15 protein-coding genes are annotated in these 15,742 nt (G+C 73.0%); 7 read left to right on the top strand and 8 right to left on the bottom strand.

Annotated elements, in window-relative coordinates:
• Nucleotides 1-17: 17 nt before the first annotated feature.
• The 3 genes from H5397_RS13755 to H5397_RS13745 are packed head-to-tail and all read right to left on the bottom strand — an operon-like array spanning nt 18 to nt 3,018.
• Nucleotides 18-860, bottom strand: coding sequence for a DUF1206 domain-containing protein (locus tag H5397_RS13755; RefSeq protein ID WP_182818125.1), 843 nt, complete (start codon nt 858-860; stop codon nt 18-20).
• A gap of 10 nt (nt 861-870) precedes the next feature.
• A complete protein-coding gene (locus H5397_RS13750) occupies nt 871-2,358 on the bottom strand; it encodes a glycosyltransferase (protein ID WP_182818124.1) in 1,488 nt (495 codons plus the stop codon).
• A 27-nt stretch (nt 2,359-2,385) separates the two neighbouring features.
• Nucleotides 2,386-3,018: an MOSC domain-containing protein gene (locus tag H5397_RS13745; protein WP_182818123.1), complete on the bottom strand. Its 633-nt coding sequence runs from the start codon at nt 3,016-3,018 to the stop codon at nt 2,386-2,388.
• Nucleotides 3,019-3,076: 58 nt separating this feature from the next.
• Here H5397_RS13745 and H5397_RS13740 point away from each other — a divergent pair, with 58 nt between their 5' ends.
• Nucleotides 3,077-4,936, top strand: coding sequence for a patatin-like phospholipase family protein (locus tag H5397_RS13740; protein WP_182818122.1), 1,860 nt, complete (start codon nt 3,077-3,079; stop codon nt 4,934-4,936).
• Complete coding sequence (locus H5397_RS13735) at nt 4,933-5,850, top strand: DNA-3-methyladenine glycosylase (protein WP_182818121.1); 918 nt, start codon at nt 4,933-4,935, stop codon at nt 5,848-5,850. The genes H5397_RS13740 and H5397_RS13735 overlap by 4 nt, the downstream gene beginning before the upstream one ends.
• A 36-nt stretch (nt 5,851-5,886) precedes the next feature.
• Here H5397_RS13735 and H5397_RS17730 read toward each other — a convergent pair whose 3' ends face one another.
• The 3 genes from H5397_RS17730 to H5397_RS13720 form a co-directional block, all read right to left on the bottom strand.
• On the bottom strand, nt 5,887-6,429 hold the full coding sequence (locus H5397_RS17730; protein WP_220492289.1) for a DUF4870 domain-containing protein: 543 nt from the start codon (nt 6,427-6,429) through the stop codon (nt 5,887-5,889).
• Between the two features lie 98 nt (nt 6,430-6,527).
• A complete protein-coding gene (locus H5397_RS18680; protein WP_182818120.1) occupies nt 6,528-7,208 on the bottom strand; it encodes a transglycosylase family protein in 681 nt (226 codons plus the stop codon).
• A 129-nt stretch (nt 7,209-7,337) separates the two neighbouring features.
• Nucleotides 7,338-7,619, bottom strand: a complete 282-nt coding sequence (locus tag H5397_RS13720; protein ID WP_182818119.1) for a cell division protein SepF — start codon at nt 7,617-7,619, stop codon at nt 7,338-7,340.
• Nucleotides 7,620-7,749: 130 nt separating this feature from the next.
• Between H5397_RS13720 and H5397_RS13715 the strand changes: the two genes are divergently transcribed.
• The 5 genes from H5397_RS13715 to H5397_RS13695 all read left to right on the top strand — a co-directional run bounded on the left by H5397_RS13715 (nt 7,750) and on the right by H5397_RS13695 (nt 14,574).
• A complete protein-coding gene (locus H5397_RS13715; protein ID WP_220492288.1) occupies nt 7,750-11,139 on the top strand; it encodes a hypothetical protein in 3,390 nt (1,129 codons plus the stop codon).
• 57 nt (nt 11,140-11,196) lie between these two features.
• Nucleotides 11,197-11,787: a hypothetical protein gene (locus H5397_RS13710; RefSeq protein WP_182818116.1), complete on the top strand. Its 591-nt coding sequence runs from the start codon at nt 11,197-11,199 to the stop codon at nt 11,785-11,787.
• Nucleotides 11,784-12,212, top strand: coding sequence for a hypothetical protein (locus tag H5397_RS13705; RefSeq protein WP_182818115.1), 429 nt, complete (start codon nt 11,784-11,786; stop codon nt 12,210-12,212). The genes H5397_RS13710 and H5397_RS13705 overlap by 4 nt, the downstream gene beginning before the upstream one ends.
• Before the next feature lie 83 nt (nt 12,213-12,295).
• Nucleotides 12,296-13,753, top strand: coding sequence for an MFS transporter (locus tag H5397_RS13700; protein WP_243760819.1), 1,458 nt, complete (start codon nt 12,296-12,298; stop codon nt 13,751-13,753).
• Nucleotides 13,754-13,860: 107 nt separating this feature from the next.
• Complete coding sequence (locus tag H5397_RS13695) at nt 13,861-14,574, top strand: DUF1266 domain-containing protein (protein WP_182818114.1); 714 nt, start codon at nt 13,861-13,863, stop codon at nt 14,572-14,574.
• A gap of 10 nt (nt 14,575-14,584) precedes the next feature.
• Here H5397_RS13695 and H5397_RS13690 read toward each other — a convergent pair whose 3' ends face one another.
• Both H5397_RS13690 and H5397_RS13685 read right to left on the bottom strand, forming a co-directional pair.
• Nucleotides 14,585-14,896, bottom strand: coding sequence for an AzlD domain-containing protein (locus H5397_RS13690; RefSeq protein WP_182818113.1), 312 nt, complete (start codon nt 14,894-14,896; stop codon nt 14,585-14,587).
• Nucleotides 14,893-15,585, bottom strand: a complete 693-nt coding sequence (locus H5397_RS13685) for an AzlC family ABC transporter permease (protein WP_182818112.1) — start codon at nt 15,583-15,585, stop codon at nt 14,893-14,895. The genes H5397_RS13690 and H5397_RS13685 overlap by 4 nt, the downstream gene beginning before the upstream one ends.
• Nucleotides 15,586-15,742 lie beyond the last annotated feature (157 nt).

Below are 15,742 nucleotides of genomic sequence, written 5' to 3'. Positions count from 1 at the left end.
TGTGGGGCGTCGTCCGGTCAGGCGTGCTTGGGGTGTCTGGCCCAGAAGAAGCAGTAGATGCCGTAGGCGCCGATGCCCAGGGCCAGGGCCAGCAGCAGCCACATCCCGAGGGGTTGCTGCAGCACCTGCTGCAGTGCCTTGTCCAGGCCGCCGGCCTTCTGGGCGTCGGCGTCCAGCGCCGCCCACAGGAACAGCGCGCCGACGATGCCGATGGCGATGCCCTTGCCGACGAAGCCGGCCTGGGTCAGGCGCAGCTTGGCGCCGGTGAGGGTGGTGTCGAGCTCGTCATGGAACGACGTGCGGAACGCCTTGCTCACCTGGGCGATGGCGTACCCGAGCACGGCCAGCCCGACGATGCCCACCAGCACCTGCCCGAACGGCAGCCCGAGCAGTCCCTGAGACAGCGACTCCTGGGCGTCCTCCCCGTCCTCGACGTCGGGGCCCGAGGCGATCCGGGCCGCAGCCACGCCGAGGTAGCCGTACAGCACGGTACGCAGGGCCGCCGAGAGGCGCTTGCGGACCCGCTTGAACCCGTCGAACTCGTGGAACCCGATCAGCGCCGTCACCGCCTGCCACACGACCAGCGCGAAAAAGCCGGCGGCCACGACCCACAGCAGGCCGGCCCCGAGCGGCGTCTCGGCGAGCGAGCGGAGCGCCCCGGTGTTGGAGGCCTCCTCGTCCGAGCCGCGCAGGCCCAACGCCATGCGCACGGCCGTGACCGCGACCAGCAGGTGGACGATGCCGTAGAACACCAGCCCGACCTTCACCAGCCACTGGTACGCACTCGATCCCTCGATCGTCCGAGCGGCGTCCTTGCCCTTGTCAGCGGCCTGCTTGGCCGCCCCCGCTGCGTCCCCCATACCCCCGAGGCTAGCGCTCGAGCAGCCCCTGCTCCACGAGAAGGCGCACGAAACCGTCCAGTTGTTCGGCCGCGTCGGCAGGCGGGTCGTCGAAGGCGGCCAGCACCTCGGCGACGACCTCGTCGGCCGGGCGGCGGCCCGGACCGAAGCCGGCGAAGACCAGGTCACCCGGCGAGGTGAGGGTCAGCACCGGCCCGGCGGGCAGGGCCGCGGCGAGCACGATCTCGCCGGCGTCCAGCCAGCCCGCACGCGGCGAGCGACGAATCCCGGACGCCGCGGGCCCGCCCACGTCGCCGCCCGCCTCGGGCACGGGCCAGCGCCCGGCCTCCACGGCCAGGCCCGTGATGCCGGTGAAGCTGGCGGGGGCGGTGTCGGCCACGCCCTCGCCGGCGGGGTGCACCTGCAGGTCGCCCCACAGCGGGTGGGTGAGGTGGCCCCGCGAGCCACGCCAGCCCATCGTGCCGAGCACGGCCAGGAGCGGCTCCGCATCGCCGGGGACGCTGATCCGAACGGCCTCGCTGTCGGGCCCGCCCCCGTGCACCACCGTCACTCCGAGGTCGCGCGCAACCACCTCGACCGCCGCGTGGTGGAACGCCAGGCGCTGGCCGGCGGTGAGCCCGCCCTCGGCGGTCGGCAGGCTCGCATCGTGGCCGCCCCACTTCTGCGCGATCCAGGCCAGGTCGGCCGCGGTGTTCATGCGGAATCCCTGGTAGTGCGCGTCGAAGTACGAGTGCGCGTGCAGGCACACCATCGCCGGGTCGACGACGCAGACCAGGCGGCCGTAGGCGGAGGTGAAGAAGTCGTTGTGGTCGACGCGCTTGAGCCGGTCGTCGTAGCCGATGGAGCGCACCGAGGCCGTGCGCGCGATGTAGAAGTTGGGCACCTTGTACGCCACGGGCAGGCCGTCGATGAGCGTCCCCTGCCGCACCTTGGGCTCACCGCGCTGGGCGTACAGGGCGGCCGAGGAGTAGTCGGCCGTGCGCCACAGGGGCAGGTGCACGACCCGCCCGCCGACCACGTCGACCTGCGGGTTGCGCTCGAGGTAGTCGATGGCCCGGGTGACATCGAAGTCGGGCAGCAGCACCATGTCGTCGTCGGTCATGAACACGTACGGGGTCTCGACGGCGTCCAGCAGGGCGTTGCGGCCGGCCCCGATGCCTGTGTCGAAGGGCAGGGCGAGCACGGTGGTGCGAGGGTCGTCGACCCGTCCCGGGGTGCGACTGTCGTCGGCGACCACGACCGGCCCCGCGAACACCTTCCGCACGCTGGCGAGCATGCGCCGCAGCACGGCGGGCCGCTCGAAGGTCTTGACGACCAGGGTGAGGGTGCCGGGGTCCACCGGGCCGCGCCCGCGGCGTCCGGCCCACGCGGCGGCAGCCGCGGACTCGACCCCGATCAACCCGCCGTAGGCCGCCTGCAGCACCGGACGCCGTCCGGTCCCGTGCGCCACCCGCGAGACGCGGTGCTTGAGCATGTCCTGCCAGTCCTGCCGTCCCATGGACCCATCCGACCACACCGGGCCACGTCAGGCCAGCGATGCCCTCGCCTTCGCGAGCACGTCGGGCGTGATGTCGGCCTCGGGCACCTCGGCGAGGAACGCCGCCGCCACGTCCGGCGGGTAGCGGTTCGCGAACGCCATCCCGAGGGTGAGCCCGTGTGCGGGTCGGTGGACGACCTCGATCGCCTGCCCGGCCTCGACGGGGCCGGGCGTGAGCACCTCGCACATCCCGCCCGGACGCCCCAGCGTGGTGAACCGCTTGACGTACCCGCGCTCGCCGACGAACCGGGCGAAGGTGGCGCACGGGACCCGCGGCTCGGTGAAGGCGATCTCGGCCCCGCCCACCCGCCAGCGCTCGCCGACCAGCACGTCGGAGAGCGACCCCGCTCCGGTCACCCGGAAGTTCTCGCCCATCCACCCGACCGGCATCGCACGGCCGAGCTCGGCCTCGATGACGGCGGCGTCCTCGTCGGCGACGACGTAGACGGCGCGGAACCGGCCCCCGTGGTGCTTGCGGTCGACCTGCACGTCGCCGCGCACGTTGAGCCGGTTGACCTGCACCGGGCCGGACACCGGCCGCTTGTCGATCGCCGTGGCGCCGAAGTGGCCGTCGTCGGGCAGTAGCGCGTGCACGACGCAGACGTGGGTGAGCGTGGGCATGCGCCCATCCTCGCAGGGGGCGTTCTCTTTGTCGGCGGCTGCTCGTAGGGTTTCGCGCATGACCACCCCGACCCCCTGCGACCTCGTGATGAAGGGTGGGGTGACGAGCGGCATCGTCTACCCCCACCTGGTCACGCGGCTGGCCCGGCGGCACCGCTTCGTGCGCATCGGCGGCGCCTCCGCCGGCGCGATCGCGGCCGCGTTCACCGCGGCGGCCGAGTTCGACCGCCACGAGCGGGCGGGTGGCCACGTACCCGCGGGCGACGGCCCGACCGGGTTCGAGCTCCTGCACACGATGCCCGACACGCTGGCCCACGGCCTGCCGGGGCTGTTCGCGCCGCGGCACGACCTACGCCACCACCTCGCGGCGGTGCTCGCCCTGGTCGACCGGCGCGGGGTCGGCGGCAAGGTCGGCCCCGCGCTGCGGCACGCGGTGGCCGGCACGTCCGGACGCCTCGGGCCCGGCCTGGTCCTGTGCCTGGCCGCCGGGGTCGGGTTAGGGCTGGCGGTCTGGGCGTGGGGCGGCGCCGCCCCGTGGGCCGCCCTGGTCGCCGGCACGCTCCTGGCTGTCTTGCTGGCCGGGATCGTCGCCCTCGCGTCGCTGTGGTGGTTCGTCCGGGTCGGCGTCGAGCGCATGGTCGACAACGGGTACGGGCTGGTCCGGGGGCTGACCGACCCGGCCGAGGGCACCGAGCCGGGCGGGGCGCTCACGGAGTGGCTCACCGACACCCTCGACGCCGTGGCCGGGCTCCCCGCCGGGCGGGTGCTGACGTTCGGCGACCTCTGGGGCCCCGAGGCGGTCGAGCAGCACCGGCGGCTCCGGCTGGGCAGCGCCGAGCGGGTGGTCGACCCGGTGGAGCTCGAGGCGTTCTCCCCGCGGGTCGACCTGCAGGTGATGACGACCTGCCTGTCGTTGCGGCGGCCCTACACGTTCCCGTTCACCACGCGGATCTTCCACTGGTGCCCCACGTGCTGGGCCGGGTGGTTCCCCCCACGCGTCGTCGCGGCGCTGGAGGAGGCGTCGAAGCCGGCCCACCCCCAGCGCCAGCGCATCGACGGCGAGCCGACGCCCATCCCCGACCACTGCCCACACCACCCGGGCACCCGGCTGCGCCAGCTGCCCCACCCGTCCGACGTGCCGGTCGTCGTCGGCGTGCGGCTCAGCCTGTCGTTCCCCGGCGTGGTCAGCGCCGTCCCGATGTGGGTGCTCGACCGCTACCGGGCCGAGGGCAACTGGGCCTACCGCGAGGTGTGGTTCTCCGACGGCGGGCTGACCTCGAACTTCCCGCTGGAGTTCTTCGACGCGCCCCTGCCCGGCCACCCGACCTTCGGGGTCACGCTCGAGGCGCCGCACCCCGACTTCCCCGACACGGTGGCGTTCCGTCCGGTGACGAACAACTCCGGCATCCTCGGCCGCGTGCGCCCGATCACGGGGGCGGGCCAGTTCGTCGAGGCGATCCTGGGCGTGCTGGTCGACTGGCGCGACGCGTTGACCGTCCCCGCCGCTGGCAACCGCGACCGGGTGGTCGAGGTCCGCATCCCCGAGGACGCGGGGGGCCTGCACCTGACCATGCCGCCCGAGGTGGTCGCCGACGTCGCCCGCCGCGGCGAGGAGGGGGCTGCGCTCCTTGAGTCCTTCGACTGGGACAACCACCGCTGGATCCGCTACCGCACCGCCACCGCGGGCCTCGGCGACCTGCTGCACGACGTGCGCGAGAACTGGCCGCACTACACCGACCTGGTCGCGCGCGACGTCCCGCCGAGCTACCCCGTGGCCGACGGCCGGGCCGACGACGACCGGGCGGCCACGGCGTCCCTGCTGGAGGCGGCCGGGCGCCTGCGCGACCTGGACAACCCGGCCCACAGCGGCAGCGTTCCCACGCCCCGGCGGGCCTTCCGGGCCACGCCGTCGACATGACCGAACGCACCCGCACCTGGACGCCCGCCTGGCCCTGTCCGGTGGCGTCCATCTGGTCGACCTGGCGACGCGGCGCCGGCGACCCGACCTACCGTGTCGACGAGGCTGGCCGGCACTGGCGAGCGCTCCACACCCCGGCGGGGCCGGCGACCCTCCGGGTGCTGCCGCGGGCGGGGCTGGGCGTGGTCGAGGCGGCCGCGTGGGGCGAGGGCGCCGACTGGGCGCTGGCGAGCCTCCCCGCGCTGCTGGGCGCCGACGACGACCCGGCCGGCTTCGAGCCGCTGCCCGGGCACCCGGTGCTGGCCCGCGCCTGGCACGCCCACCGGCACTGGCGGGTCGGGCGCGGCGGGGTGGTCTGGCAGGCGTTGCTCCCGGCGATCATCGAGCAGAAGGTGACCGGGCAGGAGGCCTTCGGCGCGCAGCGCCGGCTGGTCCGCCGGTACGGCGTCCCTGCCCCCGGTCCCGGCGCCGACCTGGGGCTGCGGCTGTCCCCCACCGCCGAGCAGGCGCGGGCGATCCCGTCGTGGGAATGGCTCCAGCTGCCGGTCGACCATGCCCGGTCGGTGACCCTGCAGCGGGCCGCGCGGGTGGCGTCCGGCCTCGAGCGCACGCTCGGCGCGCCGGACGCCGACGCCCGGCTGCGCTCGGTGCCCGGCATCGGGCGCTGGACGAGCGCGGAGGTGCGGCAGCGCGCCCACGGCGACGCCGACGCGGTGAGCCTGGGCGACTACCACGTCGCCCGCAGCATCGGGTGGGCCCTGGTCGGCGAGCAGACCGACGACGACGCGGCCGCCGAACTGCTGCAGCCGTACGCCGGGCACCGCTACCGGGTGCAGCGCCTGCTGGAACTCGCCGGCGTACGGCACCCGCAACACGGTCCACGCATGGCACCGCGGGCCCACCTTCCGAGGTGAGCCCGCGGGCCGTCATGCGGGGTGTGTCAGGTCAGGTCAGTTGAGGACCTTCAGCTGCCAGGGGTAGGTGTAGGACTCGCCGTTCCACGACTTGATGGCTCCGACGATGCCCAGCACGATCGAGCCGAAGGCGCCAATCAGGATCATCGGGACACCAACGATCGCACCGATGATGGTGAAGGTCAGGATCCAGCCGATCAGGCTGACCAGCCACATCGCGAGGGTGAAGTTGAACGCGCCGGCCGAGGCGTTGCGCACGAAGTGCGAGCGGTCCTTCTGGGTGAGGTAGACCACGAGCGGGCCGACGATCGTGAGCCAGCCGGCCGAGACGACCGCGGCGATCGGGGCGGACAGGTGGGCCAGCATCGCCCACATCCGCTCGTCGGCGCTGGTGCGCTGGGGGGCGCCGTAGTTCGGGGACGGCGTCCAGCCCGGGTTCGGGGTGGAGGTGTACGGGTTGGAGTACGCGTTGTAGGAGGGCCCCGCGTTCGGGAACGGCGGGGGCGCGTCCATGGGGTTGGCCCAGGGCTTCCCGCCCTGGGGGTCCGGCATCGAGTTCTGGGCCTGAGGATCAGTCATGGCTCCATGATCCCCCCGCGCGAGGCGTCCGGGAAGCGGCTCAAGGGGAGGGTCAGGGGTGGCTCCGGGTCACCCCTTCCTCCCGCAGCCGCAGCCTCTCAGCCCAGGTTGTTCAGGTAGGTCTGCAGGGCACGGGTCGTGGCCGGGCCCCAGATGCCGTCAACCGTCGCCCCCACCGTGCGCTGGACGCCGCGGTTGGTCTCCGGGCCGCGGACGCCGTCCACGGACACGCCCACCTTGGTCTGCAGCGCACGGGTCGTGGCCGGGCCCCAGATGCCGTCGGGGGTCGTGCCGACCCACTCCTGCATCGCGATGATGGTCGGGCGGTCGAGGTCGCCGTTGACGGTGAGCTCGTCGCTGGGAGCCGGGGCCGGCGTCGAGCCGCCGTCGCCCTCCGGCTGGGCGTCGCGGTCCGCGCCGCCGTTCTCCTTGGTGAGGCCGGCCTTCACCGAGCAGGTGGGCCACGCGCCGGGACCCTGCACCGCGAGCGTGCGCCGCGCGATGGCGATCTGCTGCTCCTTGCTGGCGTGGTGCGGGTAGTAGGCGTATTCGCGCCCGCCGAAGGCGGCCCACGTCGACAGCGAGAACTGGACGCCGCCGTAGTAGCCGTTGCCCGTGTTGATCGACCAGTTCCCGCCGGACTCGCACTGGGCCACCTGGTCCCACACCGGGTACTCGGTCGCGCCGGCCTGCGACATCGCCAGGCTGCCGGCGACGATCGTGCCCCAGGTCGCGATCGCGAGCGCGGTCGCCCCTGCCACCAGTCGCTTCGAAACCATGGTCGTCCTCACTGTCGATCGGCTGGGGGTGGCCAGCATCGAGGGTGTCAGGACGCCTGAGGACAGGTCAAAGGATTCCCAAGGAACTCTCAGGATCGGGTTGAGGCTTCGGGCGTGGACGCCGCGGGCTCAGCTCTGGTTGTAGAAGGACCCGGTGAGGTGGCTCTCGTCGTCGATCGCGGTCACGCCCGGGGGGACAAGCAGCATGACGTAGGCGGTCACCTTGTCGATGTTGCCCTGCAGGCCGAAGACCAGGCCGGAGACGAAGTCGACCAGCCGGTGCATGTCGTCGCCGTCCAGCCGGGTGAGGTCGAGCAGCACGACGTCGCCGTCGCGGAGGTGCTCGCCCACCACCTTCGACTCCCGGTACGAGGTCGGGTGGAGCACGACGATGCTGCGGGCCTGGGCCACGGGGCCTCCTCTCACGACGTCCCAGTCTGGCAAACGGATCCCGCCCAGCACACCGGGCGCGCCGCACCCGATCGGGACCAAACGGATGAAACCCCTCGCCAGCATCACGATTGTCAGGGAGACTAGAAGCATGGACGCTTCCACTGCAGCCATCAACCTCCGCCTCGCCCTCATCGGCCAGCCCATGGTCGACGCGGACGACTTCACCTCCGACACCACCATCGCCCCGCTCCTGGCCCGCCAGCGCGAGATGTCCCGTCGGCTGTCCGACCGCCTCTCCCCCACCGACCAGCGCATCCAGGACTTCCTGGACGACTACCTGGCCGGGGCCGCGGCGTCCGTCGACCTGCCGCGACGCACCCTCGTGCTCGACCAGCCCGGCCTGGCCCGACAGCTGAGCCTGCCGGTCGACGCCGACGAGTTCTCCTCCGACCTGCTGTCGAGCTACCGCCTCGTCAACGGCGTGCTGCACAACCCGGCCAACGACCGCCGCACGACCGCGGGCGTGTTCCACATCGCCGAGGGCGGCCTGCCCATCCCCGACGACAAGATCGCCGTCGACCGCGACGTCGCCTCCCGCATCTTCGCGGCCGCCTTCACCCCGCCCACGGACGCCCTCCGCCTGCCCTGGTCCTCCACCTCCGACCGGCCCGCCGAGTGCTTCGTCTCGCTGCTGCTGCGGCCCCTGGTCGTGCCGGCCGTCGTGGGGGTCACCCCCGACCGCAGCCTCGAGGTGCGCTTCATCGTGCCCGGCGGCATGGTCGCCAACCTCGACTTCGTCGAGTCGATCTTCGGCAACGGCGGCGACCCCTACCTGCCCGAGCACGACGCCTCCCTCGACCCCGAGCACTGGACCGGCCACACCGGCCTGGTCGTCCTCGCGCCCCACCTGGTCGCCCTCACCAAGAAGGAACTGGGCCTGCCCCACGTCTCCGAGGCCACCGAGCGCCAGAAGCGCGACGGCCAGTGCTGGGAGTCGGAGGACGAGCGCTACAACGGCGGCCAGGCGTTCAAGCTGTGCCTGCGCGACGCCCGCGGCGTCATCGCCACCGTGATCGCCGACAACTACTTCGGCTACTGCAAGAAGGAGGTCAAGACCCAGATCTCCTACTCCGCCAACCTGCTGGGCAACGCCGAGGAGGAGCACGCCGGCGGCGCCATCGTGTTCCCCGCCTACAACCTCGGCCGCGAGTGGACCGACGACCGCACCCCGGCGTCCCACACCGTCGCCGACGTGGTCGCCCGCGACCCCGAGGCGTGGCTGCCCCAGCGCGAGGGCCACGCCGAGCACGCCGAGTGGGACCACCTGGTCCTCGTCCCGGCCGGGGCGAGCTTCTCGCTGGGCAACCGCACGGTCACCTGGGCGGGTCCCGACGGCGAGGCGTCGATCCCGCTCAGCGCCGGGCAGACCTACCTGCTGCCGAACGGCTACCGCGTCCACGCCAAGCACCGCGAGACGGACCGGACGCAGTGGCACCTCGTGGGCACCTCTCCCGAGCCCACCCACTGCCACAAGCCGGCCACCGTGTCGGGCGGCGGCAAGTCCGAGATCAGCAAGTCGATCCTGGACGCCTTCCAGTTCGGGTCGATCTGGGTGTCGAACCTGACCGAGGACATGGACCACGTCCAGCGCCTGGTCGACGGCGACTACAGCCACCGCTTCGCCGACCCGGCCCGCAACGGCTGCGACCACCGGCCGATCCTGTCGCCGGAGCGCTCGCTCGGCTCGGTCATCAAGCTGATGACCCCCTCGCCGAGCTTCTCCGACGAGCACAACGAGTACCTGCGCACGATCCCCGACCACGTGAAGGAGCTGCTCTTCACGGTCAAGCGCTACCACCGGCCCGAGTGGGGCGACGACTGGCGCAGCCACTTCAGCGTGCGCACGATCAACGGCCGCGAGGGCAACTCGCTGCGCCTGGACGGCGACCCGATCGTCGCCAACTACCTGCGCGTCGGGTTCGAGGCCGACGGCTCGTGGCGGCTGTTCTCGCTGCGCCCGGACTTCTCGGCCGCGGTCAAGGTCCAGTCCGAGGACGACATCACGGCGTCCACGGTCGTGCCCGGCGCGAGCGTCCCGCACGCCGACGCCACGGCGTCCGGCCTGTCGCGCAAGGTGGTCGCCAACTGCGAGCGCCTGCTGTTCCAGCGGCCCGACGACGCCATCCACCGCGGGTACGACAAGCAGACCGAGCTCGACATGGCCCAGCCGGGCACGTTCATCTCGAACTTCCAGCCGCTGACGCGCGACGACGCCCGGGCGATGGTCGAGGACGTGCAGTCGTTCTCGCTCTACACCGAGCCGATGGCCGACCTGGTCGAGTACGTCGCCGAGTCGGAGGCCGACGAGCACCCCGCCTACTTCGTGGCCTCCTCCGAGCCGCGCCTGGTCGACGGCAAGCCCTCGAAGAACCCCCGCTACCTGCAGGTCCGCCCCGACCTGTCGCGGCCCGAGGCCACGGCGACGGCCGACATCGCGCTGCACCTGTTCCAGCAGGTGCCGCTCGACGAGCCCTGCCCGGCCCCGGTCGACATCGTCGCCGCGGGCCGGCGCAACAACGCCGCCGAGCCGGGCGTCCCGCCGCTGTGCACCTACAACCCGCTGCACTACATGGAGCTGCCCGAGCTCTTCATGGAGTTCATCAGCTCGATGACCGGCAAGTCGCCCTCGACGACGGGCGCGGGCTCGGAGGGCGCGATGACCAAGGGGCCGTTCAACGCGCTGCCCGCGGTCTACGACCTCAACGCGGCGTTCCTGTCGTTCGTGCTGACCGGGTACGACGGCTGGCTGTCCTCGGCCGGCACGATCGGTCCCAAGGTGCGCATCGACCACGACTTCTCGATGCTCGTCCCCGAGCTGTTCAGCCGGATGAAGGACGACGAGCGGTCGGCGTCCACGCTCATCGAGGGCGGCTACCTCGAGAAGCTGGAGGACTTCGAGCACCGCGGCGAGGTCGTCCGGGCCTCGCGGCTCGGCTACCGCATGAACGAGGCCTTCGCGATCACCTACTTCGGGCGCATCTTCCTGCACCCCGATGCGGTGTTCACCCCCGAGATGCTCGCGCCGGAGCGGCAGGACCTCGACACCTTCGCCGAGTCCATGGCCACGATCGTGCGCACGCACGAGCGGGTCGCGCAGGCGTACATCGCCGACGGCACGATCGCGGACGCCGTGCCGCCCCTGCGCGGGCTGCTCGAGATCATGGCGAACGGCTCGACAGCGGACGGACTCACCCTGGACTCGCCGCAGTTCCGGGTGCAGTTCACCCGCGAGTCGGTGCTCGCCAGCGACTGGTACGCCGCCCGCCTAGACGCCAAGCGCACCGAGGAGCTCCGTCAGGCGCACCGCGCGGCGCTCGGACTGGCCGACTTCCTGGCCGAGCCGGCGAACGCCGAGGCGGCGTCCCGGCTCGACATCTCGGCCCGGCAGGAGGCGGCGGAGGAGTCGGTGGCCCGGCTCGGGTCGGCCGCCTACCGCGAGTCGCTGGTCGGCACGATCGGACGCCAGCCGCTGGGGTGAGCGTCGTCACAACCTCTACGGGTTGATCCTGCATCATCAACCTCTTATCCTTGACGCATGTTCGCCCTGACGATCGACCAGCACCGCTCGCGGACGGGTGAGGACCTCGTCCCCGCCCTGCTGGACGGCCTCGCCCCCGTCCCGACCGTGCTGCCGTTCGAGCGCACGGTCGGCGACGAGGTGCAGGGGCTGCTCGACGACGCCGACGCCGTGCTGGCCGCGCTGCTCGTGGTGCTCCGCGACGGGAACTGGTCGGTCGGCCTGGGCATCGGGCCAGTGGAGACCCCGCTGCCCGACTCGGTGCGGGCGGCGCGCGGGCAGGCCCTGCTCGACGCGCGCGCCGCGGTCGACCGCGCGAAGGGCGCCGGCGAGGTGCGGGTCGCCGTGGTGTCGGCGTCCCAACCCGAGGTGGCGGCCGACGTCGAGGCGGTGGCCGGCCTGATCGGCACCCTCCTCCGCCGCCGCACCGACCGGCAGTGGGCGGTCGTCGACGCGGTGGACGCCGCCCCCACCCAGCGCGCCGCCGCCGAGACCCTTGGCGTCTCGCCGCAGAACGTGTCGCAGGCCCTGGCCGCCTCGGCCATCGCCGTCGAGCGCGCGGTCTACCCTGTGCTCGTCCGACTCCTCGAGCGTGCGGAGGCCCCATGACGCTGCTCCTGACCACCCTGGTCGTCGTCGGCGCGCTCGCCCTCTCGGTGCTGGGGGGTTGGGGCGTGTCGGTCCTGGTCCTGCGCTGGGCGCGCGTGCCCGAGGTGATTCTCCCCGAGTACGAGCGGGACGCCACGGGTCGCCTCGTCCCGATCCTGGCGAGCACGCCGAAGCCCTCGCGGCCGCTGCTGCGCGGCGGGCTGTGGGTCGGTGTCCTCGAACGCGTCGCGATCACCGGGGCGATCATCGCCGGCCGCCCCGAGCTGATCGCGGTCGTGGTCGCGGTCAAGGGCCTGGGCCGCTACCCCGAGCTGCAGCAGGCCGGCGGCGCCAGCGAGCGGTTCATCATCGGCACGCTGGCCTCGTTCACGGTCGCCGTCGTCGTCGGGCTGGCCGCGGTCGCTGTGCTGCCCCTGGTCCCCTGAACGCGTTCCCCGTTGTGGCACGCCCCTGAGACGGTTGCCACGCCGGACTGGGAATGTGGGTGCCCGGGTGATAGAACGGCCCGGTGACCGACCCCAACATCATCCGCGTCGAGGGCACCGACCGGACCTTCCACCGCATGAAGGTCCTGTCCGTCGTGCTCCTGCCGCTGGCGATGTCGCTGATGGCACTCTCGGCGGTCAACGTGGCGCTGCCCACGATCGAGCTGGGGCTGGACGCCACCCCGACCGACGTGCAGTGGATACTGTCGGGGTACGCGCTGGCGCTGGGCGTCTCGCTCATCCCCGCCGGACGCGCCGGCGACGTGCTCGGTCGGGGCACGTGGTTCGTGGTCGGCCTGGTCCTGTTCGTGGCGGCCTCGCTGGCGTGCGGGCTGGCGCCCACGCCGTTCCTGCTCAACGTCGGCCGGATCGTGCAGGGCATCGGGGCGGGCATCTTCTCGCCGCAGGTCACGGGCATGATCCAGCAGTACTTCTGGGGCCAGGGGCGTGCCAAGGCGTTCGCCATGTTCGGGCTGGTGATCTCGGCGTCCGTGGCGGTCGGGCCGGTACTGACCGGCGCGATCATCGAGGCGCTCGGCCCCGAGAACGGCTGGCGCTGGGCCTTCTTCATCTACATCCCGATCGGCCTGCTCGCGATCATCCTCGCGCTCGCTTGGTTCCCCTTCGAGACCGAGCGCAAGCGGCGGCTGGCGCGCGCCGGGGGCGGGCCCGCGGCGTCCGGACGGCTCGACCTCGACCCCGTCGGGACGGTGCTGCTGACGCTGGCCATCCTGGCGCTGATGTACCCCTTCATGGCCCACGCCGCGTGGGCCTGGTGGCTGCTGCCCGCCGCGCCGGTGCTGGTCTGGCTCTGGGTGCGCTGGGAGCGCCGCTACGCCGCCCGCGGCGGGGCGCCGATGGTGGACATGGGGCTGTTCGGCTACCGCTCGTTCCGCAACGGGATGCTGGTGTCCGGGACGATGTTCCTCGGCGTGGCCAGTTCGTTCGCCGTGCTGGCGCTGTTCCTGCAGAACGGGCTGGGCGTCGCCGCAATCGCCGTCGGCCTGGTCGGACTCCCGAACGCCGTCGTGAGCGCGTTCTCGTCGGTGTGGTCGGTGCGCTACGTCATGGACCGCGGCCGCCCCCTGATCGTGTGGATGCTCGGGCTGATGGCGCTCGGCGTGCTGCTCAGCCTGGGCGTCGCGCTGCTGCAGCCGCTGGGCGTCCCGTGGTGGGTGCTGGCGGCGACCCTCACCCTGAACGGCTTCGCGATGGGCGCCTTCGGGTCGGCGAACCAGACCCTGTCGATGCAGGACGTCCCGGCCGAGCACGGCGGCACGGCCGGCGGCATCAAGCAGACCGTCGAGCGCATCGGCGCTGCCCTGGGCAACGCCATGGTGGTGGGCGTGTTCTTCGGGCTGGTCCCGCTCGGCTGGACCACCGCGTTCACCGGCGCCTACCTCGCCATCACGCTGTTCGTCCTCGCGGCCCTCGTGCTGGCCGTGGTCGACGAGCGACAGCACCGCGCCCCGGTCGCCTAGGGTCGACTTTCGTCGGGGCCGGCGGGGGTCAGGGTCATCCCGATGGCCACCCCGGTTCCCCCCGCGGTCGGATGCCCGCACCCGGGTGGCGGGCACAGGATCAGGGCATGACCACGACGCACCCCCTTCGTCGCACCCCGATCGTCACCCTCGCCGCCGTCGCCGACCTCGTGACCCTCGGGAGCACCTCCCGCGCCGCCGAGCTCCGCGCCGCCCGCGCCCGCCGCCTGCACGCCGAGGCGTCCGCCCACGCCGCCGCCGAACTCGAGCTGATGCGCGCCACCGAGGCCGAGCGCTTCGCCGTCGCGTGCGCCGCACCCTTCCGCGAGCGGGTCGGCCTCGAGCTCGCCACCGCCACCCGCGAGGGCCGTCGCGCGCCCCTGCTCCAGCTGATGGCGCTGCCGGGCCCGGTCGGCCGCTGGCGCACCGCCCTCGACCACGAGTTCGACGTCACCGACGCCGTCAGCGCCGAGACGTTCGTCACCACCCGCTCGGCACTCGCGCACTCGCTCGCCCCCCGCTCGGCCAGCTGCGCCACCCTGCTCGCCGCCGAGTGCCTGCACGTCGCCACCGTGGCCGCGGGCGTCGGCTACTGGACCCGCGCCGAGGCCCTCGCCGCCGCCGCGCCCCTGACCGACCTGCTGATCGGGCTGCACGGCTCGTGGGGCTCGTTCGCCGAGTCGTTCCTGGCCGGCGAGCAGTCCTGCGGGCGCCCCGACGACGTGCGGCACGTGGTGTTCGCCCAGGTCGTGGCCCGGTTGCTCTCCGACCCGCGGTCGCCCTGGCTCGAGGTGTCCTGGCCGGACGCCGAGGCGGCCTGAGCGCCCGGGCTCAGAACCCGGCCAGCCGGGCCAGCGCGGCGGCGATGGCGCCCACGACGACGACCACGAGGTACGGGGCGCGCAGCCACAGCGCGACCGCAGCAGCCCCGAGGGCCGCGAGGCGGGCGTCCAGCACGAGGGCCGTGCCCGTGACGACCGTGTTGACGAGCACGAGGCTGGTGAGGAGCCCGACGGTCATGCCCGCGCTGACCGTCGCGACCCACGGGCGGTCGAGCAGGCTGTCGGGCACGAGGTACCCGGCGAGCTTGGTGGCGTAGGCGATGCCGCAGGCAGCCAGCACCCAGATCCAGAGGTCGGTCACGCGTCCCTCCGGTGTTGGGCGACGGCCATCGCCCCGGAGACGACCGCAGCGAGGATGATCGGGATGCCGGCCGGCACGAACGGGACCGCGACCAGCGTCACGAAGGCTGCGGCGATGGCGATGGCGTGGGCGTCCCCGCTGGTGAGCCGGGGCCAGAGGAGGCCGAGGAACGCGGCGACCGCCGCGCCGTCGAGCCCCCAGGCCTGCGGGTCACCGAGGCGCTCGCCGGCGAGGGCGCCGAGCAGGGTGAAGAGGTTCCAGAGGGTCCAGACGCCGATGCCGGCCGCCCAGAAGCCGCGGCGGCGCTCATCGGTGGTGACCTGCGCGACCGCCGTGGCGGTCGACTCGTCGATGGTGAGGTGGGCCTGCAAGGGGCGGATCGCCCGGCGGGGCCGCAGGAGTGCGTTGATCTGGACCCCGTACACGGCGTTGCGCAGGCCCAGCAGCGAGGCGGCCGTGGTGGCGGCGGCGAGCGATCCCCCGCCGGAGATGACGCCGATGAAGGCGAACTGGGAGCCGCCGGTGAACATCAGCGCGCTGAGCGCGACCGCCTGCCAGACCGACAGGCCGGCGGCGACGGCCAAGGCGCCGAACGAGATGCCGTAGAGGCCGACCGCGACGGCGATCGACAGCCCCATGCGCACGGCCGGCGTGAGGCGGGCGGTGGCGGTGGGGGCGGGACTGGTCATCGGGGTGATGCTAGCCCCGCCCCCGTCGGCTCAGACGGTATGAGCAGCTCCTCTTGTGTGAGGGGTTGCGGGCCAGGGCCTCTCTCGCGCATGTTCGTGGGTTACCGAACGAGGGTGGTCCTTGGTTCGGCCTATCCACAGTCGTGAGGAGGCCCCG

Source organism: Propioniciclava sp. MC1683 (assembly GCF_014164675.1).
Classification (GTDB): Bacteria; Actinomycetota; Actinomycetes; order Propionibacteriales; family Propionibacteriaceae; genus Propioniciclava.
This window is presented reverse-complemented; position numbering and strand designations above follow the sequence as displayed.

Coding starts and splice junctions, on each gene's coding strand:
- H5397_RS13755 (WP_182818125.1), bottom strand. CDS start 860: ATGGGGGACGCAGCGGGGGCGGCCAAGCAGGCCGCTGACAAGGGCAAG.
- H5397_RS13750 (WP_182818124.1), bottom strand. CDS start 2,358: ATGGGACGGCAGGACTGGCAGGACATGCTCAAGCACCGCGTCTCGCGG.
- H5397_RS13745 (WP_182818123.1), bottom strand. CDS start 3,018: ATGCCCACGCTCACCCACGTCTGCGTCGTGCACGCGCTACTGCCCGAC.
- H5397_RS13740 (WP_182818122.1), top strand. CDS start 3,077: ATGACCACCCCGACCCCCTGCGACCTCGTGATGAAGGGTGGGGTGACG.
- H5397_RS13735 (WP_182818121.1), top strand. CDS start 4,933: ATGACCGAACGCACCCGCACCTGGACGCCCGCCTGGCCCTGTCCGGTG.
- H5397_RS17730 (WP_220492289.1), bottom strand. CDS start 6,429: ATGACTGATCCTCAGGCCCAGAACTCGATGCCGGACCCCCAGGGCGGG.
- H5397_RS18680 (WP_182818120.1), bottom strand. CDS start 7,208: ATGGTTTCGAAGCGACTGGTGGCAGGGGCGACCGCGCTCGCGATCGCG.
- H5397_RS13715 (WP_220492288.1), top strand. CDS start 7,750: ATGGACGCTTCCACTGCAGCCATCAACCTCCGCCTCGCCCTCATCGGC.
- H5397_RS13710 (WP_182818116.1), top strand. CDS start 11,197: ATGTTCGCCCTGACGATCGACCAGCACCGCTCGCGGACGGGTGAGGAC.
- H5397_RS13705 (WP_182818115.1), top strand. CDS start 11,784: ATGACGCTGCTCCTGACCACCCTGGTCGTCGTCGGCGCGCTCGCCCTC.
- H5397_RS13695 (WP_182818114.1), top strand. CDS start 13,861: ATGACCACGACGCACCCCCTTCGTCGCACCCCGATCGTCACCCTCGCC.
- H5397_RS13685 (WP_182818112.1), bottom strand. CDS start 15,585: ATGACCAGTCCCGCCCCCACCGCCACCGCCCGCCTCACGCCGGCCGTG.